18 protein-coding genes are annotated in these 19,942 nt (G+C 40.8%); 2 read left to right on the top strand and 16 right to left on the bottom strand.

Annotation, left to right across the window (positions count from 1 at the left end; genetic code table 11):
• Positions 1–109: 109 nt before the first annotated feature.
• Positions 110–340, top strand: coding sequence for a DUF4248 domain-containing protein (locus Bovatus_RS24350; RefSeq protein WP_004302304.1), 231 nt, complete (start codon positions 110–112; stop codon positions 338–340).
• Between the two features lie 87 nt (positions 341–427).
• On the top strand, positions 428–2,545 hold the full coding sequence (locus Bovatus_RS24345; RefSeq protein ID WP_004302302.1) for a virulence-associated E family protein: 2,118 nt from the start codon (positions 428–430) through the stop codon (positions 2,543–2,545).
• 256 nt (positions 2,546–2,801) lie between these two features.
• On the opposite strand, the gene Bovatus_RS24340 is transcribed toward Bovatus_RS24345, so the two are convergent.
• The 16 genes from Bovatus_RS24340 to Bovatus_RS24270 form a co-directional block, all read right to left on the bottom strand.
• On the bottom strand, positions 2,802–3,167 hold the full coding sequence (locus Bovatus_RS24340; RefSeq protein WP_004319691.1) for a helix-turn-helix domain-containing protein: 366 nt from the start codon (positions 3,165–3,167) through the stop codon (positions 2,802–2,804).
• A 4-nt stretch (positions 3,168–3,171) separates the two neighbouring features.
• Positions 3,172–3,465: a type II toxin-antitoxin system HigB family toxin gene (locus Bovatus_RS24335; RefSeq protein ID WP_004302298.1), complete on the bottom strand. Its 294-nt coding sequence runs from the start codon at positions 3,463–3,465 to the stop codon at positions 3,172–3,174.
• Between the two features lie 98 nt (positions 3,466–3,563).
• Positions 3,564–3,866, bottom strand: a complete 303-nt coding sequence (locus Bovatus_RS24330; protein ID WP_004302297.1) for a helix-turn-helix domain-containing protein — start codon at positions 3,864–3,866, stop codon at positions 3,564–3,566.
• Positions 3,832–4,185: a type II toxin-antitoxin system RelE/ParE family toxin gene (locus tag Bovatus_RS24325; RefSeq protein ID WP_004302296.1), complete on the bottom strand. Its 354-nt coding sequence runs from the start codon at positions 4,183–4,185 to the stop codon at positions 3,832–3,834. Before Bovatus_RS24325 ends, Bovatus_RS24330 begins: the two co-directional genes overlap by 35 nt.
• A gap of 56 nt (positions 4,186–4,241) precedes the next feature.
• Positions 4,242–4,487, bottom strand: a complete 246-nt coding sequence (locus Bovatus_RS24320) for a hypothetical protein (protein WP_004302295.1) — start codon at positions 4,485–4,487, stop codon at positions 4,242–4,244.
• 8 nt (positions 4,488–4,495) lie between these two features.
• Entirely contained in the window at positions 4,496–4,630 is a 135-nt protein-coding gene (locus Bovatus_RS25785; protein ID WP_004302294.1) for a hypothetical protein, read from the bottom strand.
• Between the two features lie 126 nt (positions 4,631–4,756).
• On the bottom strand, positions 4,757–6,112 hold the full coding sequence (locus tag Bovatus_RS24315; RefSeq protein WP_004302293.1) for an MFS transporter: 1,356 nt from the start codon (positions 6,110–6,112) through the stop codon (positions 4,757–4,759).
• Between the two features lie 13 nt (positions 6,113–6,125).
• Positions 6,126–7,031: a glycerophosphodiester phosphodiesterase family protein gene (locus Bovatus_RS24310; RefSeq protein WP_004302292.1), complete on the bottom strand. Its 906-nt coding sequence runs from the start codon at positions 7,029–7,031 to the stop codon at positions 6,126–6,128.
• Positions 7,032–7,037: 6 nt separating this feature from the next.
• Positions 7,038–8,792, bottom strand: a complete 1,755-nt coding sequence (locus tag Bovatus_RS24305) for a PKD domain-containing protein (RefSeq protein ID WP_004319695.1) — start codon at positions 8,790–8,792, stop codon at positions 7,038–7,040.
• Between the two features lie 28 nt (positions 8,793–8,820).
• The gene (locus Bovatus_RS24300) at positions 8,821–9,975 is read right to left on the bottom strand and encodes a glycerophosphodiester phosphodiesterase family protein (protein ID WP_004302290.1); all 1,155 of its coding nucleotides are present in this window, start codon (positions 9,973–9,975) and stop codon (positions 8,821–8,823) included.
• Between the two features lie 12 nt (positions 9,976–9,987).
• Complete coding sequence (locus tag Bovatus_RS24295) at positions 9,988–11,433, bottom strand: RagB/SusD family nutrient uptake outer membrane protein (protein ID WP_004302289.1); 1,446 nt, start codon at positions 11,431–11,433, stop codon at positions 9,988–9,990.
• A gap of 19 nt (positions 11,434–11,452) precedes the next feature.
• Complete coding sequence (locus Bovatus_RS24290; RefSeq protein WP_004302288.1) at positions 11,453–14,995, bottom strand: TonB-dependent receptor; 3,543 nt, start codon at positions 14,993–14,995, stop codon at positions 11,453–11,455.
• A 171-nt stretch (positions 14,996–15,166) separates the two neighbouring features.
• Entirely contained in the window at positions 15,167–16,726 is a 1,560-nt protein-coding gene (locus Bovatus_RS24285) for an ATP-binding protein (RefSeq protein ID WP_004302287.1), read from the bottom strand.
• Positions 16,727–16,802: 76 nt separating this feature from the next.
• Entirely contained in the window at positions 16,803–17,762 is a 960-nt protein-coding gene (locus Bovatus_RS24280; RefSeq protein WP_004302286.1) for a FecR family protein, read from the bottom strand.
• A gap of 63 nt (positions 17,763–17,825) precedes the next feature.
• Entirely contained in the window at positions 17,826–18,422 is a 597-nt protein-coding gene (locus tag Bovatus_RS24275; protein WP_004302285.1) for an RNA polymerase sigma-70 factor, read from the bottom strand.
• A 212-nt stretch (positions 18,423–18,634) separates the two neighbouring features.
• The gene (locus tag Bovatus_RS24270) at positions 18,635–19,939 is read right to left on the bottom strand and encodes an outer membrane beta-barrel protein (RefSeq protein ID WP_004302283.1); all 1,305 of its coding nucleotides are present in this window, start codon (positions 19,937–19,939) and stop codon (positions 18,635–18,637) included.
• Positions 19,940–19,942: the final 3 nt, after the last annotated feature.

Raw genomic sequence — 19,942 nt, 5'->3', positions numbered from 1 at the left:
GGATTCCCCAACGAAGTTTCCTGATACTCTATGAATAATAATGACGTTATTCTTTTAATAAACCATTAATTTTCAGTAACTTTATAGCATAAACCAAACATCATTCATCATGTATTATCCGGACCAGCCATTTCTTATCCGCACTTATAAAAAGTCGGAACTAGCTCATCTTTACAACCCCAACGTATGCCTCAAAGTAGCCTTACAAATACTACGTCGTTGGATTGTCTACAACCTTCCGCTCCTGCAAGAACTCGAACAAGAAGGCTATCGTGCCCGCAACCGCCTTCTCTCTCCCCGGCAGGTGGCAACGATCATACGCTATTTGGGAGAACCCTAAGAACTTAATCAAAAAAACGAAAAGTTCCATTCTATTATTTTACAAACAAATTTCTTTGCAACCGCAAATTAAAAAGAACAAACCAACATGGATCATTTTACCATCTTTCAAGACTTTTACCGCGTTATAGCCGAAATGACAGAAGAAGAAATCGTATCGGCCATCAGCAACGGCACATACCGGGAAACGGTGGAGGACGTGCGCCGAATCTTCGCGGAACAAGGCGAGAAAGCAGCCAACGAAAAGAAAATAGAACTACCGGAAATCACCTTTTCAGCCAACTACCGGGGAGGACGTTCAAACGCAACTCTCGTCAAGTATCTGGGATACATCGTGGTAGACATCGACCATCAGACACAGGAAGCATTGGCACGCATCCTCGCACTGGCAAAAAAGTGTGCCCACACCCGCATCGCTTTCATCAGCCCCAAAGGAATGGGACTGAAAATCGTGGTACGTGTATGCCGGACAGACGGGACATTGCCCGAAACAATTCAGGAAATTGAAGATTTCCATCATGCTGCTTATCACAAAATCGCTTCCTTTTATGCCCAGCTCTGCGGAGTTGAGGTCGACACTTCCGGGCAGGATGTTAGCCGCACTTGCCTGTTCTCTTACGATCCGGATATTTATTTCAATCCCGATGCCACAGCTGTCATCGTGGAACAGCCACCGATGTTCTTCAAGTCTCAAAAGAAGAAAAGGGCATCCGGCAAAAAGAAAAAGACGACAGCACCAGACAACAATCCCCTCACCGAACAAGTGGCCCTCAACTACCATTCCTCGCACGCTTCCTTAATGGTGACTCTGAACTATTATCACAATAAATCCGAAAAGTACGTCACCGGCAACCGGAACAACTACCTGCATTGCTTGGCTTGTATGTACAATCGCTACGGCGTCCCCCAGGAAGAGGCGGCAGCTTTTATCAAGAGCCAGTTCACCGATCTTCCCGCGGATGAAATGGACGCACTGATCGGGAGTGCTTACGGACACAACGAGGAATTCGACACCCGCAAGCTGAATAGTACGCAGAAGCGAATGTTACAGATTGAGCAACATATCAAAGAAAATTACGATACACGCTACAACGAAGTGCTTCATATCATGGAATATCGCAGAAGGAAAACGGACACGGAGCAACCGGAACCTTTCCATATTCTCGACGAAATGATGGAAAACAGCATTTGGATGGAGATGAACGAACTGGGCTATTCGTGCACCGTCAAGACGATTCAGAATCTGATCTACTCCGACTTCAGCATCACCTACCATCCTATTCGCGAGTATTTAGACTCGCTGCCTGAATGGGACGGAACGGATTATATCGGTATCCTTGCCAACAGCGTGCATACTAGTCACCAGAAATTTTGGGTAGAATGTCTGGAACGTTATCTGGTGGGAATGTGCGCTGCCGCCACACAAGATGATGTGGTGAACCACACTGTTTTGTTGCTTTGCAGCGAAATACAGAACATCGGAAAGACTACGTTTATCAACAACCTGCTGCCGCCCGAATTGCGCGCCTATCTTTCTACCGGTCTTATCAACCCGAGCAACAAGGATGATCTGGCTAAAATAGCGCAGGCGATGCTTATCAATCTGGATGAGTTTGAAGGGATGAGCGGACGGGAACTGAATATCTTCAAGGATTTAGTCACCCGCAAAGTAATCAGCATCCGCCTGCCATACGCGCGGCGTTCGCAGAACTTTCCTCATACGGCTTCTTTTGCCGGCACATGCAATTACCAGGAAGTGCTTCACGACACCACAGGTAACCGCCGTTTTCTCTGCTTTCATGTCGACTCGATGGAGTTTATCAAAATAAACTACGCGCAGTTGTATGCACAAATCAAGTATCTGCTCAACAAGCCGGGGTATCAGTATTGGTTCACCCAATCGGAAAACTCACGGATTGAAGAGAACAACGAGGATTTCATTTTCCACTCACCGGAAGAAGAACTGGTGTTGACACATATCCGCAAACCGGAACGTTTCGAAAAGGTGCATTATCTGACGGTCACTGAAATTGCGGAATTGATTCGCGAACGAACGGGATATCAATATTCTCACGGAACCAAAGCCCAACTGGGAAAAGTGATGTCCAAACACGGCTTCGAATTTCATAAGGGAAAAAACGGGAGAAGATACGCTGTATTCATTATTGATGCGGAACAGGTGAAATCAAACAGGCTATATGAATAAGATTTCATCTCCTTCGCACGCAAAAAGGTGAGGGTTGGTGAGGGTACTTTTGCAACTTTTCATTTTTATATTTCTTATTTCTATTCTTCTATTTTCTTCTAAAAAAAAAAATACGAATGTTAGAAATTTACCCTCACCTACCCTCACCTTTTTCCTTTTTCTTCCTCTTTCTTCCTCAAAAAAACGGTGGGAAATTTGAAAAAGACAGTTATCTTTTTCAAATTTCCCACCATGTTTTTTTTAATCTGAATCGAAGTTATACTCCTAGCACAATACTAGCATCAATATTCAGCTTTTTACTTATTTCACGAGCCACTTTCAATGTCGGCTCACATTTTCCGGAAATGTAGTCACTAAGACGCGAAGGACTAACTCCTATCAGTTGTGACAGTGATTTCTGATTGAGCCCCATTTCGTACATACGAAGCTTCAGAACATCCACAAGCGAAGGTTCTCCCAAAGAAAAGTGTTCCTCTGAATAATCGGCAACAAGATTAGAAAGAAGTTCCAACTCGATGCTGTTAGGATCATTCAAAGGAGTATCATCCTTCACTAACGGAAGAAGATCCTCCACTCTCTTTACAGCCCATTCATACTGGTTTTGGTTTTCTATCTTTGTCATATTTTCAAATATTAGCACAATCTATTTTATCATATTCTTTATGAGTACCAATAAAGCGAATATATACAAACTTTACAGTGAACTTCACCACTACTACCAAGCGATAATTATTCCCTTTAACATTGAAAACATAATGCTGGTTACCTACACTGTCGGCACTATTAAAGGTCTTCTTTATATCAGCGAAACAAGCCCATTCACTTTTCTTTACTATAGTAACCCATTCTTGCAAAGCAACTTTTGAATCGGGATGCTCCTCTGCATATTCTCTTAACGCTTGTTCTGTAAATATTCTCATTAGTTACTCACTTATCATGCAACAAAAATAAGAATATAATTCCAATTTTCAAAATTATATTCCGATATTCGCAATTATGGATAAAAAAGATTCGCTTCTTATAAAGACATCGAAAATTCGATCCTACAACCTAACGCATTCATGATGCGATAGAAAGTAGAAACCTTAGGTTCTGTCTGACCACTTTCCACTCTTGAAATATAAGAACGATCGGAACCGATACGCCGGGCTAATTCTGCTTGAGTAATCTTAGCCTTTTTCCTTGCGTCTTCGATAATTTGCCCGGTGTAGAAAGCATACGCTTTTTCTTCTGCTTCCGCACGTTCGGGAGTACCTTCTGCTCCAAATTTCGCATCAAGAACAGCGTCATAATCTACTATTTGATGATTGTTTATCTGCATAATATTCCTCCTTTATTTTTAATGCTTTATCTATTTCACTACCCGGTGTTTTTTGCGACTTCTTTTGAAAGCCATTAAACAACACTACAATATTTCCATCATCAAAAATGAAAAATACCCGGTATATATTACCATTATATTCTGTACGAAGTTCAAAAACTCCGTCCTGAACAAATTTTACAAATTTAGTGGAGAGTCTTTCTTGTGTTTTCAACAAGAGTAGTCCATACTGGATTTTATCTTGTTCCTTTTCGGTTAAAGTCTCCATGAAAGCCTCAAAGTAACCTCCGTATGTACGGATCTTACGTTTCTTTTCCATACTGCAAATATACGAATTGTTGTTCAACTATACAACAATCGTCTTTTTATTTTATATTATTTTTCCTCAAATTCTCCAGCACGCTTTTTCTTCTCATAAGACACCAGCGTCTCTACACTAAGCGTTTTCCCATTCTTAGGGCTTATCACATCTACAACGCTTGCTAACGCACGAAAAGTCTGTTCGCAATTTGCTATTCCGTCATACGTCAACCTACCCTGATTGATGGCATCGAGCACAACAGAGACATATTGCTTCGGATTTCCCCGATACTCGATGATGACAGGCGGGAGATGCGACATCTCTCGAGTCAGTTGACCGACGATTCTTTTTTTTGGTCGAGCAGATCCATTAATTTTTCACTATGCACATTGATTTGTGCGGTTACTTCACGAAGTTCATCTTTCAATGAACACAATAATTCATCATTCAATGAATTTTCCATAAAACTTTCTATTTAATTGATTATAAAAAAGCCATTCCAGAAAGATAAGCAATCATTACTTACTTCCCGGAATGGTGTCTAATACCTCGAAAACAAAGACTTATATTCTAACCTAATGTACTCACTTTAATCCACTTCTTTTGATTTTGCATTCCATACCAGCAAAGCAAACAACACCGAAAGCAAAGCAGCACCAATCCAAAACCAATTGATATAAGTAAAGTCATAAACATCAACGCCATTCTGAACCGTTTTTTGCCCTTCTATCAGAATACCGCTCATCACGTCCTGCAATCCGGCACCGATATAACTGGCAATACCGACTACTCCCAATGCAGCACCCGAAGCATTACGGGGAGCAATATCCACTGCCATCAAACCACCCAGAAAACAGATCAAAACTCCGATACCTAAACCGAAAAGAACCATTGCCAACACGTCTATCCAAAAATGAGCTCCCGGAACTAAGAGAAACAAACAAAGAGCAAACACATTCATCAATCCGAAAATTAACGCAGGAACATTGCGACGTCCACCAAATAACTTATCAGAAATAACACCTGAAAACATAGTACCAATTATACCACAGACCGGACAAATAGAAATGATAAAACTGGCATCCAAGGTGGAGTAACCCTTTTGAGCTTCCAAATAAAAAACGCCCCAACTATTGATAGCATAACGACTGATATACATAAAAGCACTCGAAAGAGCCAGTATCCAAATGGCAGGCATCAGCAATACCTGACGCTGTGCTTTATTAAAATCAGCCGTTTCTGTCTCACTCATTTCCTTTTTCTGTTTGGGAACATTCACCGAAGGGAACCCCATGCTTTCGGGAGTATCATGGAAGAACTTCCAGACTATCAACGCTCCTATCAATCCCACTATACCGGCTCCGAAGAAACCATACCGCCAGCCCAACACACTGACAATTGAGGCTATTATCAGAAAAGTCAACGCTTCGCCGATATTATGGCTCGCAGACCAAAAGCCATAGTATGAACCGCGCTCTTTGTCCGTGAACCAACGAGAAAGCCCTACTACACAAGAGGCTGCTCCCATAGATTGAAACCAGCCGCTAATCCCCCAAAGGATAGCGAACAGGATAAAAGAATTAGTAAAACCGAGACAGAGGTTAACCAAAGCAGTTATCAATAAACCGGTAGTCATAAAACGGTTGATATTACTACGGTCGGCAAGGAAACCGTTCGTGAATTTTCCGATGGCATAGGTGAAAAACAATACGGAACCTATGATGCCTAACTCTGTTTCCGAAAAAATGCCTTCATCTACAATAGGTTTCTTTACGACATTCAGGCTAAGACGGCACACATAATACATACCGTAACCAAAAGTCGCAGAAAGGAAAGTAGACCATTTCAGAAACTTCAGACGGCGAGCATCGGATGAAGACAAAGCTTCTCCGTTACAAGGTCTCGGCGAAGAGACCTTGTAAAAATTGATTAGTTGTTTCAACATGAAGAAAGTGCGTTTAGTCGTGAAGTTTCTTTTCGCGTAGATACTCTAATAATAGAGCTGGGCGGTCTGTTTGAATTAGCTTGGCTCCCTGGCCAATTATCCACCCCCAACTTTCATCCGGCTGATGAAGTTCTACTGCACGGTCGTCGTCATGCCCGCCACATAGTTCGGGCCAAAGCGAATTTATAAAAAGATTAGAGCCTGTATTACGTACTTTCTTTATCAAATTAAGAATCTCCGGACTGTCACTATCAAACACTAATTCATAAGCAGCAGGTTTCATATGTGTCTGATAACTATCAATGACAGCTTCCGCCCCGTCTTTATGAAGTTGTACAATAGGCATGAAGATTACCTTATCCAATACATCACCGTTTTCAGCCTTGACTTGTTCATAAGGAAGTCCGGCTTTAATAATACATTGCTGAACAGTTCCTGTTTCTTTCAAAACAGCATATACATCTTTGAAGTAATCATAGCCTTTATCAATATTAACAAGGATCTTACCTTTACATAATGACATTACTTCTTCCAATGTCGGTATCAAATGAGCTGTTTTATGCCCTGTACCACTTTTCAAACGGAACTGACGTAATTCTTCCAATGTATAGTCTGCCGGATAACCTTTTCCTGTTGTAGTACGATCAATTTTCTTGTCATGCATCAAAATCAGATGTCCATCCTTGGTTTTCTTCAGATCGATTTCAATTACATCTACCCCCATATCAATACAATTCTGGATAGCCTGCAGGGAGTTCTCCGGAGCATTACGCCAGTCAGCTCGATGAGAAACAACTAAAACTGAATTACTTGCAGGCTTCTGTAGATTCGCAATTATTTTATCCGAATGATTCTGTGCCTCTAACCCTCCTATTATCAGAAGGGTTAAAGCTATTAATATATTTATCTTTCTAAGCATATCTTTTTATTTTTGTAAAGCATTTCTTTTTGCATTCTGTCCGCGCTGTGCCCATGGTGAATTTGCAGGCCCTTCAATACCACAATCAATAGCTATCAATTTGCAGGCACCATTATCCTCATACGTGACATACACAATACCATAGTCAGCAATGACTGGTGACGACCAAATTTTAGAACCTAATTGTCTCTTATATTTCTCCGTACCATCAGCATTCAATATTATATAGTTACCGCCATCATCACATATGTGAATATTTCCGTCACTGTCTATAGCCGGTGTTGTTCCTATTTCAGCGACAGAGGAATAACTCCATTTTTTTGCTCCTCCTTTAGTCAGGGCAACAACTTGGGCATTCGGATTCTTTGTACCCACATAGATGGTTCCGTCAGCACCGATAGCCGGTCCTCCCTGGTCAATCTTGCCCATAGTACCACTCGCCGGATATCTCCATAGCTCATTACCCTGGTTATCATAAGCAGCAACCACTCCCTCTGAAAATGCCACATATACATTTCCTTGCGCATCAATAGCGGGATATACAGCAGCAGCCGTATTTCCTTTCCCTAGATTAGGAGACAAGTTCACACCATCTTGCGTAGTACGGGCAAATCCGTTCGCTCCCGACAAGGCTGAATGGATAACTCCATTCTGTCCAACCGATATACCACCATTAGCACCACCATTGGGAGATTTGCGTCTCCAAAGTTGTCTGCCGGAACTACGGTCAACCATATGTACAGAACCATCCGTCCCTCTATTTCCAATCAAGATATTACCATCACGAGACAAAGCAGGAGAGATATAGGGAATATTAGTACCAATACCTAGTTCGTATCTCCACTTCTGTGTCCCATCCGGATGAATAGCATACAGACTGCTGCTTATGTTTTTGTCTGTTGTACTCGCACCCATATAAATAGTTCCGTCCGCACCTACCATAGGAGACGAACCTTGATCTCCAGCTCCTCCGTCCTTACTTAAATCAAACATCCATTTTTGCTCTCCAGACGGCGAATAAGCAAAAAGGTGGAGTGCATTGGATGACACATATACATCCCCGTTGTCACCTACAGCAGGGGATATGGATCGTAAAGAAGAAGATGTCTCAAACGTCTTGTCCCAAAGAATCGTCACTCCGGATATGGAGGTGTCACGAACGTACAGAGTAGCTTGTTTTGTATTAGTAGCTCCACGATCATCAGTAGTTGTCAGCTTTACTGTTACAAATCCAGTTGTCGTGAAAGTTATTTCCGGGTCTTTTTCTTGAGAGGTCTGTCCATTGCCAAAGTCCCACTCGTAAGCAACTACTTCTCCATCCTCATCCACAGACTTATCGGTAAATTGAACTTTCTCATTCACTTTACAAATGGCAGGGCTATAGCTGAAGTCTGTAACCGGAGGCATATTCGTCGGACGAATCACAACAGTATGGGATGCAGTTGCATATCCTCCGAATTCATCTGTCACGGTTAATTTAATAACATAGGCTCCAGCTTTCTTATACAAAACGGACGCATCTTTAGTAGTAGCCCTATTCCCTTCCCCCTCAAATCCAAAATGCCAGAAGTACTCTACTATCTCTCCTTCCGTCTTTACTGATTCATCAGTCAGATAAACGATATCACCGACCGTATATTCTTCTTTATCTATAGAAAAAGAAGCCTCCGGGGAGGTTGTCTGCCGCACTTCATCGCCGTCCTTACATGCAAATAGACAAACGACTGTCACTATCAGGAATATATATTTCTTCATAATCATTCTATTCATTATTTAAGATTAAAACCAATTATCTTTTACCTCTCTGTTTCAGATAGGTATCCAGCAACTGGGGATGGTCTGTCTGTATCAGATTAATCCCCTTCGACAAAATCAAGTCCACTCCTGTATAGTTTCCTTGTGTCATCTGTGTATCATAGGTATAACCATTCATATCTAACATATTAGTCGAGACAAACAGCCCTTTTGAAGATATGGCTGTCGAGAGCCCGCCATTTAATGTTTTCGACAAAGATATCTGGGCAAACATCACTCCTGGTTGCTGTGAAAGGAAATCTGCATGCTCCTCGTTTTCACACTGCGGATAAGGTATAGGAGCCGGCGAATAATCCAAAATATTCTGCAAGACATCCCGATTATTAGATGTATAAAAGAACACACGGTCTAACATCCCACAGCTTTTCACAACATCATACAGTTCTTTAGGAGACACTTTATTCAAGAAGTCCAAATCAAAAAAGATCTTTCCCCGCCCTGCAACCAATGCGTCATACAAAGAGGGGACCGTGTGATTGGTTACTGTGCCGTCTGCCAGCTTCAGACGATAAGACTGGAGCTGCTCATAAGTCAAATCTTTCACTTTCCCCTTCCCTGTAGTTGTCCTGTCTATGGTTTCATCATGCATCAACACAATTACTCCATCCTTTGTCATGCGAGGATCTACTTCTACAATATCTACAGCTCCCCCTAATTCTATACAACTTTCAATTCCAGCTATCGAATTTTCGGGAATATTCGGGTTGGAAGAATTGCCACGATGCCCCATTATCCAAACTTTTGCAGGGTCAAAGTGTTGCAAAGCATAACGTAAACTCTTGCCGGATACTTGTAATTTCTGCAGAGCCGCCGCTACATTGCCAGTCTTATCTGTCACCCTAACCGAAATATTATAACTTCCTTCTTTCGTAAACGTATATTCCAATTCAGGTTCTTCACCCAATGTCTGCCCTTCCATCGTCCAAACCACAGATTGGATGTCTTGCCCATCATTAAGAGCTACCTTCAGAACAACTTTCTCTTCTAATGCCGGATAGGCATTACTTGCCATAACTCTAGCAGTAATCGTTCCACTCCCCTGTTCTTCAATCGTACTATCATCCCCACAAGCAAATAAAACGACTGCTAATACTGATATATAAATGATATTTGAGATTTTTCTTATCATACTATTTTATTTTTAGTTATATCCTTCATTTTGATACATTCTTGTCGGATCCAGTTTATGTTCATCATACGGGATAGGCAACAAAAAATCTTTCGCAGAGAAATTTGGATTCTTCGCTTTCATGTGCTCCAACAGTTCCTGACGAGAATAAAGACGTAACAAATCATACCAATACTGTCCTTCAAAAGCAAACTCGACTCTTCTCTCACGAAGGATCGCATCGCGCAAACTACTGCCGGAATAATCATCCAGACCAGCACGTTCGCGTACCATGTTCAAATAGCTTACCGCATCATTCTCGCTCAAATGCATTTTCACTTCTGCCAACATTAATGCGACATCGGCATAACGAAGCACAATCCAGTTATTCGCCCCATAGCCATTTATGTCATCGAGATCTGTGTACTTCTTCACATAATTAACGTTCTGTGACGTACCGCACGAGATAGCCTTACGCGTATCTCCCGATTCATAGGCACTCATCATATCAGACGTCGGTATATTATTCCCCGTCCCCGTTTTCTGCGAAGTAAGCCCCGTCTGGGAAGTGGGTTGAAATATATAGGCGTAATTTGAGGCTAAACTGGAGTTGCCTCCTTTATACATCACCTGAAAAATATTCTCTTGACAGAATGTTTGAGCTTCCTTATCAAAAACATCAGCATAAGGGATATCTTTCAGGCTTGTAAAAGGTTTCATGTTCCATGCTGCAACTAAATTTGTTTTCGCAGATTGCAGATTTGAAGTTCTTTCCGACTGAAAATCAGAATCAGCAGCCATTGTCAAGTAAACTTTGCCCAATAAAGCATACGCAGCAGCTTTTGAAGCACGGCCTACCCCATTACCCGTTTGAATATCCGGCAATTCACTATTAATAACCTGTGTCAAATCGGAAATAATCAAATTATAGACTTCGCTCTTTGGCTGGCGGGCAGTATATTTCTGAATTTCATCTTTCGTCTTTAGTTCTTTGGTTACGATAGGGACATCTCCAAACTGCATTACAAGATGAAAATAAGTCAATCCACGCAAGAAATACATTTCCGCCTTTTTCTGGTTTTTCACAACTTCATCCTTAAAAGGAATATCATCTATCTGATCCAATATTATATTAGCTCTTGTCACGCATTTATACAAATCTGCCCAATGAGTTTTCACTTGTGCATTATCTGTTGTCAATGTATAGTTATAAAATTGATAATTAACCCCATTTCCTGCTCCCGGATCCTGCAACGTGGTGTTTTCCGAACGAACATCTGTGTACAAATACATATTCTTATAATACCCGTTTCCTCTCAAAGCTGCATACGCACCATTCGCAGCCATTGCAATATCATCTTCGGTCTGATAGAAAGTACTGGCCGGAATCTTATTTGGATTGGTTTCTTCCAGAAAACTCGTACAACTACTGCAAAACAATAGCGAACTTACTGCGATAAATACTATGTATTTTTTCATAATCTGATTCTTTATTTATTTAAAAAGTTATTTTTGCTCCTATACTATAAGTACGTGCCAAAGGATAAACTCCCCAATCAAAACCGGGTAACAGGTTATTACCTTTATAATCCACTTCAGGATTATATCCTTCATAATCGGTCAATGTGAATAAATTGTCAACACTGACATATAGCCTCAACGCCTGAACGCTCACTTTCTGCATCCACTTCACCGGAAAATTATACCCCAATGTGATATTTGCACAACGGAAATAGGAAGCATCATCCACCATATAAGAACTAAGCCGCTGACTGGTATTAGGAGTGGAACTACGCGCTGCACGAAACACTCCGCCGGAACCCGGATTTTCGTCAGAATGCCAACGGTTCAAAACAGATGCCAACTGATTGCCGGAGCCTTCCATATTGTACAGATAATATTTCTGGAAGTTTATTACTTCAGCTCCTTGAGAACCGGTAAATGTCGCTCTCAAATCAAAGTTCTTATAAGAGAAATCGGTACTGATACCGTATGTAAAATCCGGGTAAGCATTGCCTAGAATTTCACGGTCGTTTTCTGTAATCAAACCATTCTTATCAACATCCCGCCATTTCACATCTCCCGGATGTATGTTATTATAATTAGGAACTGCCGGTCCTATCAACTGATATCCGTCAGGAAATTTGCCATTAACCAGATTGCTTTTATCAATCATTATATTGGTGTAATCCTTCTCGGAAATAATACCATCAGCAATGTAGCCATAGAAAGAGCCGATAGGAAGCCCGGAACGGGTCACATGGCTTACCACATTGCGCTCACTAACTAAATACAAATCATTAATACCACCCAAATCGACAACTTTATTTCGATTTACTGATATATTAGCACTTACATTCCATTTAAAATCTCCTGTCAAAATACGCCCGTCTATTTGGAAATCAACTCCGCTATTACGTACTTTTGCATTTTTCAAGTTTGTTTTTACACTGGAAGAGCCCGATATGGATGATATAGGCTGGTCGTACAACAAATCATACGAAAGACTATTATAATAGTTACCTATCAAGTTGACACGACCATTGAATAATCCCAAATCAAACCCTACATTGTATTGGGATGTTTTTTCCCATCCGATAGCCGCATCTTTGAAAGTTCCTTGCCAATAGGCTGTTTCGACAGTATTACCATATACGTAACCACCTTGAGACATAGTAGCTGTATGCTCGTAGTTACCAATATTGTTGTTTCCACTCAATCCCCAACTGGCACGAAGTTTTAAGGATGAATTATTACCTAACAAATCCTGATAAAACTTTTCATTCGATATAGTCCAACCTAAAGAAATAGAAGGAAACCAACCCCAACGGTTTTCTTTTCCAAAACGTGAAGATCCGTCAGTTCTTACTGTACCCGTCACTACATAGCGATTATCGAATGAATAGTTTACACGTGCCAGATAAGACATCATTGTCCATGCAGCCTTTCGGGTATCGCTGCTATACAAGCCTATATCGGAAGCATTCGGACCATGCGCTGTCACTTCATGAATACGGTCGTCGGGAAAACCTGTTGCTTCAACGGCTACGCGGTCATAAGTTTTTTTCTGTAAGGTGTAGCCCACTAAAGCATTCAGGCGATGTTTCCCGAATTCACCATTATAATTTAACGTAAACTCTCCCAAACGGTCAATATCACGATTTGTTATGTCACGAGCTTTCACACGTGCCTGAACAGCATCCGAATTGGGCATATCACCATCTTGTCCTACAGTACGCGGACGATAGTAATTATAACGGGAAGTATAATATTGAGTTCCCAAATTGGCTTTAAACTGAAGCTGTTTCAATATATCATAAGTGATATTAGCATTGAAATTCATTCGGCTTGACTTGTTGCGGATATCAATTTCATGAGCAAGTGCCACGGGATTCTCGACCATCTGATAGCCATCAGCTTTCATCGCAATCTGATTTCCGACTGCATAAGTTCCATCCGAATTATATACAGGGAATTGAGGAAACATTAATAGAGCACTTTGTACGACACCATCATTTATATAACGACCGTCTGCTTGAACCTGTCGTTCCGAAACATCAACAAAAGAAAAGTTTACTCCAACTTTCAAGCGTTTCGTGACTTCTGCATCTACATTGGCACGAACATTCAAACGCTTATGTCCGGAAGGAGCTATAATTCCATCCTGATCCAGATAACCCAAACTAAAACGATATTTCAAGAAATCCTGTCCTCCTGTAACAGATAGATTATGACGATGCATCGGAGCATTCCCATAGATGGCGTCCTGCCAATCTGTATTGTAAGTAGGATCGACCGGTTTTCCGGTTGTGAAATCAAAAAACAAATCAGAAATGCCCACTTCATTCAAGTTAAAACCTTTTGAAGCTCTTATTGCATTATCATCCAATGGGTTCCATGATTTTCCAGCAGCTTCTGCTTTATCACGATAAGAATTATTACGGGCTTCAATTACCAAATCCCTGTATTGATAGGCATCCAGCAACTTAATCTTACGCTCTACTTGTTGCATACTAAACTGATAGTCATAATCAATACGGGCTTTTCCCGAATTACCCCTCTTTGTGGTGATAAGTACCACGCCACTAGCACCTCGAGAACCATAAATGGCTGCCGAAGCTGCGTCTTTCAATACATCAATAGTTTCAATATCCTCGGGATTGATATATACATCTTCTGAAGCCGGATATCCATCAATCACATAGAGAGGTGTTGTACTAGCTGAAAGAGAGTTCGTTCCACGAACTTTAATCTTCACTCCTTCTCCCGGCGCACCACTTGTCTGCATCACCTGTACACCAGCGACTTTACCGACTAAAGCTTGTCCGGCGGTTGCTGCTGAAAGAGATAATTCACTAGCCTTAACACTTGCCAAAGAACCTGTGAAATCACTCTTACGCATAGGAGTATAGCCAACGACTACGACTTCTTCAATCATCTTACTATCTTCCTGCAGAACAACTTTCGCCATATTTTTATCGGTAGCACGAAGTTGAACGGGTTTATATCCGATGTAGGAAACTGTTAGTTGAGATGTTTCGGAGACATCATTGATGGAAAAATTACCATCTAAATCAGTTATTGTTCCATTAGATGTACCCTTGACCACAACACTAGCACCGATAATAGGCTCTCCATTCGAATCAACTACGGTTCCTGAAACCTTTATATTACGCTGCTTTTCTTGTGGTTTACGAATCAATACAATGACATTCTCTTGCTCTTTCTTGTAGGTTAACTCCATTTTACCCAAAAGTTGTTGCATGGTTTGTTCAATCGTTGCATCTTTCACATTTAACGAAACTTTTTGGTTTAACTCCGGAAGGCTCTCATTGTAGAAGAATTTGTAATTGCTTACTTGCTCGATTTTCTTTAAAGAGGCTCTCAAAGAGATGTCTTTCACATTCACCGTTATTTGAGAATAAGCGGTAAAAGAGACGCTTAAAAACAATAGCAGACAAATAGCCCGCAGTGTTTTCCAGTTCTTACTTCTCCCCACGTTTGTTTGAGGGAGTTTTTCAAAGGTTGTTTTGTGCTTCATATATCAAAACTTTTAAGTTGTTTGATAGGTATACAGACTGCTATACTCGCTCGTCCAACCGTCTATCAGACTTTAACTCTCGTTAACTTATTCAATTCAGAGAACAAAAAAAACCATTCCTAAGTAGAGGGCTTCGGAATGGTTCTATTCTATATTGTACTCAATAAGTAATTAAACTACTTTGTATTCACCGATATTACGTTCTTCAGCATTAAAGGAGACACCGACTTTAACCAGTTCACGCCCGTCTGTTCGATAAGGTAACAGATATCCTTTTTCATCTATTTGTTTCAGAGCTTCGTCTACTGTTCCTTCCAGCTTAAACTCAAAAACATAAATACGGTCTTTTGTTTTCACCACTGCATCGGCACGGCCTTTTGCACTGCGTACTTCCGCATCTACATATTGTCCCATCAACTTAAAGACAAGATAGAAAATAACCTGATAATGACGTTCAGTCTTTGTATTCAATTCGTAGGGAATGTCGGCAAAGAATGATTTCATACGTTCCATAAAGGAATGAACGTCGCCCAACTGAAGTTCACGGACAAACTTAACTGCATTAAAATCCGTTTCATCAGAAGAGATGGGGGTATAATAGGGTATCAGGAATTTAAGGAAACCATATTTCACCTCGTCATTCGGGAAGCCTAATGTATATAGGTTCAATGATTTATCGAAATTTTTAATTGTCAGATAACCACTTTGGTAGATCATCGGAAGGGGATTCTTTGTCTCCGCACGGTATTCTGCAAATCCGGAACTTCCTACTTCCAAGCCATCTATCAGCAAACGTAAATCATAATCACTTTGTTTCAGCAGTTCTACAAGATAGGTAGGAGTACCAGTCTGAAACCAGTAATTATCAAACATTAATCCATCAAAGACATTGAGCACACTGAAGGGATTGAATAGTCCTTCTTCGCTATATGTAAAGTGATAGCCATCGTACATTGCTGTCATTTTATCGACTGTATCTTCAAAGGACATCTCCTGCACTTCTGCCAAGTGCTCCAACTCGGGAGTAAATGTAGATACTAACTCCTTCTTAGTAATACCACAAATATTGGCATAAGGAATTTTCATACTAATATCATTCAACTGATTCAAATCACTGAATACACTTACTTGGGCAAATTTTGTGACTCCTGTCAAGAATATAAACCGAAGATAGCGATCGGAACTTTTTAGTACTCCATAAAAAGCCTTCAGAATACGACGGTATTCATCCAACAAGTTTTCATCTAAAAGGGCTTGCAGCAAAGGCTTATCATACTCATCTACTAATACCACAACTCCTTTTCCAGTTTTCAAATAGGCTTGCTCGATGATGTAACTAAAGCGTTCTTCAGGACTACGGTCTTTCTTCTCATCACCATAGACGGCTTCCCATTTCTCCAAATACTGATTTAGCATGGCAACCAAATCTGCTGCCGTCTCATATCTCTTCGCATTCAAATCAAGATGCAGAACCGGATATTGCTCCCACTTTGTCTCTAACTTTTCAATTGCCAAACCCTCAAAAAGGTCTTTACGCCCCTGAAAGTAGGCTTCAAAAGTAGAAACTAGCAGACTTTTGCCAAAACGACGGGGACGACTAAGAAAATAAGGCTTTCCCGTATTTATTATTTGCCATAAAATAGACGTCTTGTCCACATAAAGATAATTTCCTCGGCGTATATCTTCAAATGTCTGTATCCCTATCGGCAATTTACGCTCTAATGTATTCATTGCATCTTCAAATTAGTGTACCACAAATATAGACGTTATTCGATGAATAAACAAAGATACTCTATGAAAGTTCCATTTATTTCTCCTTCAAAACAATCACCGAACCGTCCATTTCATAATAGAAAGGTGAAGTAAGCATCAGAATATTCAGCGCATTCTGTATGCCGCCTCCCGGAATGGTTCCGGTGAAATATTCATTAGGTAGTTTATTGGAGTCGAAACGAATCTCTACGTCATAGATACGTGAAAGGGTTTTCATTATATTCTCCAAAGATTCTTTCTCAAAATAGATATTTCCTTTCGTCCATTCAATATAATCATTCGGATGCACTTGAGTGGCTGTTATCTTATGAGTGGCTTTATTATATTCTATTTTGTCGCCGGGCTTCATGATATGCGATATTTTCTGCGCATAGACCCCTACTTTTCCTTCCAAAAGAACGACTGTCACGTCTTTGGCATCTTCATAGGCAGATACATTAAAAGAAGTACCGAGCACTTTCACTTCCAAATCACCGATTTGCACAATGAAGGCGTGTTTCTCATCATGGGCTACTTTAAAATAGGCTTCACCATTCAGTTGCACGCGACGAACTTTTTCTCCGAAGTTATTCAGGTAACTTAATTGGGAAGCTGAATTGAGAACAACATTTGTTCCGTCCGGCAATTCAATGGTTGCTTTATCTCCTTTGCCCGCTTTCACAATAAAGGGTGTTTCTGCCGTTGGAGAAGAATCTAAAAGATAGTAAGTGAAGAAAGCGACACAGACAGGTAATAAAATAGCAGCAACCCATTTCCAAGGGATGATACGGAGGGGGCGCACTTCCTTGCCCAAAGTCTCTTCTTTGATCCGGGCAAAAAGTTTATCACGCAACACTGGGTTCATGGAGGAATCCGATCTCTCAAACTCTTGCTCCCACCAGTCATGCAACTGACGGTCATTCTTTATCCAGTCTGACAGTTCTTTTATCTCGACATCCGTGATCGTTTCTTCGAAATATTTTTCAATTAGCTCTTTATAATGTGTCTTATCCATCTTTCCACTTATTTACAAGTATACATTTTCATCCTACTTCCCATCCAAAAACAAGTATTACTATTACATTTCATTAACAAAAAAGGCCAACAAAAGGGTAATTACCTTATCATAATGCTTCATCAACTGTTCACGCATAAATTTCACAGCCAAAGATAATTGGGTAGCAACCGTACTTTCGGAAATTCCCATGATTTCGGCTATTTCTTTATTTGTGTAATTCTGCCTTTTGCTCAAAATGAATATTTTCTTCCGTTGCGCAGGCAGTTCTTCGGCAAGAGAATCGATATACTCATTCAAAAAGCGCAGATCAATATTCTCTTCTGTCTGTGAATCACGGTCTACGCTACTTTTCATGAGATATTCATTGTAAACATACTCTACGGTCTGACGCTGATACATATTCATCAATAAGTTTTTGGCAATCGTACAGAGAAAAGAGATAAACGAGGAAGCCGGGTCTACTTTTTCATGCACTTCCCATATACGAATAAAAGTGGCTTGCACCACTTCTTCGGCCATATATTGATTGCCGGAAGAGAGTCGCATAATGAAATTGTACAGTTTGCCACTATACATATTATACAATCTTTCGAATGCCTGAAAGGAACCGCCTTTTAAGTCGATTAATAAATGTTTTTCATCTGTAGAATCTACCATATCTTAGAATTTTGCAACAAAGGTATGCAGCCATAGGTCATAAACAGGTGACAATATTATTAATATTTTCTCAATTATCCGACTTTTCTGAAGAAAAAGATAGTAAATAGCAAATAGTAACGCCATCCGGTCAGGATAATGACGCTATCCAATCAGGATAGTGACGGTATCCGAACCGGATGGCGTTACTATATTTAGTGAGGTAGTTCGTACTAATAAGTCAGACGAACACCTGCTTGTATGTTGAAGTTAAACGGATTCTCTTTACGTATAGTCTGTATATCGGAGCCATCATTGAAATAATAAGCAACACCCGGTTCCACGTAAATACCCAAACGTTTCGTTGCATTGATCTGCGCACCTACACCACCGGATACCGAGAACTGCAAAGGCTTCACTGTTTCTTTTTCAGATCCTAGCTTTCCATAAACACATTTCTCAACCATACCTCCACCGGAAACATAAAGAGTGACGAGTTTCTTATCCAGGAAGTTCCAGTTGGCACGCAACGGAATACCGATATAATGCAGTTTCTGCTCTATCTGTTGTTCTTCACCTGCCAGTTTTGCATCCGAAGAAAGCAGCGTATAAGTCAGTCCTGTCTCAAGAGAGAATCCTTTAGCTAAACCTTTACGAACGGACAATCCGAAAGAAATAGGCTGATGATGTTTAATATCAACCACCTGTTTTGCCTGACGCAGGTAAGGTACTCCATCTTCGAAAACCAATGTTTGGTCATTAGGAATCGTCTCCATCAGACCGTTGGAAACTGAAAGCATACTCACACGTGACATATAAGCATGAGATCCGGCACCTACTTCTGTTGAAGCACCTCCTGAATTTCCTACCGAAAGTCCCATTGACCATGTTCCCTTTTGAGAAGATCTTTTTTCTGTCGGAATATGAAGTTTGTCTTTACCGGAAGGACGACGCGGTCTGTTATTCGATCGCTCTGTATCCTGTGACTGTCCCTGACTGACATCTGTATTTTCTGCCTGCTTCGGTTCATCTTTTACATTTTCAGTTTCTCCATTTCCTTTTACATTCTTATCTTCCTCACTCAAAGAGTCTTCTCCATTTCCTGTTGAAAGTTTATTTTCATTACCGATCCCTAATGGATCTACACCTGTTTTCTGCTCCGTATGATTCCTGTCGACTTTCGCCAAACGATCTTCGCGAGTTACCGGCCGTAAGACAGGTTCCACAGCAGTTCCCTGCATATCCGGTTGTTGCACACCCGGCAATGCATCGGGCGTGGAAGCCAATGCCGGAGTTTGTATATGACGTATTTCATCCGCAGCGGGTGTCCCTAGAAAATACAGACTTACTGACGAAACGACAGCTAATATTATAATAGCTGCAGCAGCCATCATCCATTTTCGATAAGGATATATTTTCTTCTCCACAGGAGGCATAAGTTCTTTCTCCAGTTGTTCCCAACCGGAAGCAGGCGCCGGTTCGGAATAATCCGCAAGCTTCTCCTTCAACTTATTCATCCACAATTCTTTCTCTTCCATCTC

The sequence above is a fragment of the Bacteroides ovatus genome (genome assembly GCF_001314995.1).
Lineage (GTDB): Bacteria > Bacteroidota > Bacteroidia > Bacteroidales > Bacteroidaceae > Bacteroides > Bacteroides ovatus.
This window is presented reverse-complemented; position numbering and strand designations above follow the sequence as displayed.

Excerpts from the sequence above, each read along its gene's own strand:
- Bovatus_RS24350 (WP_004302304.1), top strand. The coding sequence starts at position 110 with ATGTATTATCCGGACCAGCCATTTCTTATCCGCACTTATAAAAAGTCG.
- Bovatus_RS24345 (WP_004302302.1), top strand. The coding sequence starts at position 428 with ATGGATCATTTTACCATCTTTCAAGACTTTTACCGCGTTATAGCCGAA.
- Bovatus_RS24340 (WP_004319691.1), bottom strand. The coding sequence starts at position 3,167 with ATGACAAAGATAGAAAACCAAAACCAGTATGAATGGGCTGTAAAGAGA.
- Bovatus_RS24335 (WP_004302298.1), bottom strand. The coding sequence starts at position 3,465 with ATGAGAATATTTACAGAACAAGCGTTAAGAGAATATGCAGAGGAGCAT.
- Bovatus_RS24330 (WP_004302297.1), bottom strand. The coding sequence starts at position 3,866 with ATGCAGATAAACAATCATCAAATAGTAGATTATGACGCTGTTCTTGAT.
- Bovatus_RS24325 (WP_004302296.1), bottom strand. The coding sequence starts at position 4,185 with ATGGAAAAGAAACGTAAGATCCGTACATACGGAGGTTACTTTGAGGCT.
- Bovatus_RS24320 (WP_004302295.1), bottom strand. The coding sequence starts at position 4,487 with ATGTCGCATCTCCCGCCTGTCATCATCGAGTATCGGGGAAATCCGAAG.
- Bovatus_RS25785 (WP_004302294.1), bottom strand. The coding sequence starts at position 4,630 with ATGGAAAATTCATTGAATGATGAATTATTGTGTTCATTGAAAGATGAA.
- Bovatus_RS24315 (WP_004302293.1), bottom strand. The coding sequence starts at position 6,112 with ATGTTGAAACAACTAATCAATTTTTACAAGGTCTCTTCGCCGAGACCT.
- Bovatus_RS24310 (WP_004302292.1), bottom strand. The coding sequence starts at position 7,031 with ATGCTTAGAAAGATAAATATATTAATAGCTTTAACCCTTCTGATAATA.
- Bovatus_RS24305 (WP_004319695.1), bottom strand. The coding sequence starts at position 8,792 with ATGATTATGAAGAAATATATATTCCTGATAGTGACAGTCGTTTGTCTA.
- Bovatus_RS24300 (WP_004302290.1), bottom strand. The coding sequence starts at position 9,975 with ATGATAAGAAAAATCTCAAATATCATTTATATATCAGTATTAGCAGTC.
- Bovatus_RS24295 (WP_004302289.1), bottom strand. The coding sequence starts at position 11,433 with ATGAAAAAATACATAGTATTTATCGCAGTAAGTTCGCTATTGTTTTGC.
- Bovatus_RS24290 (WP_004302288.1), bottom strand. The coding sequence starts at position 14,995 with ATGAAGCACAAAACAACCTTTGAAAAACTCCCTCAAACAAACGTGGGG.
- Bovatus_RS24285 (WP_004302287.1), bottom strand. The coding sequence starts at position 16,726 with ATGAATACATTAGAGCGTAAATTGCCGATAGGGATACAGACATTTGAA.
- Bovatus_RS24280 (WP_004302286.1), bottom strand. The coding sequence starts at position 17,762 with ATGGATAAGACACATTATAAAGAGCTAATTGAAAAATATTTCGAAGAA.
- Bovatus_RS24275 (WP_004302285.1), bottom strand. The coding sequence starts at position 18,422 with ATGGTAGATTCTACAGATGAAAAACATTTATTAATCGACTTAAAAGGC.
- Bovatus_RS24270 (WP_004302283.1), bottom strand. The coding sequence starts at position 19,939 with ATGGAAGAGAAAGAATTGTGGATGAATAAGTTGAAGGAGAAGCTTGCG.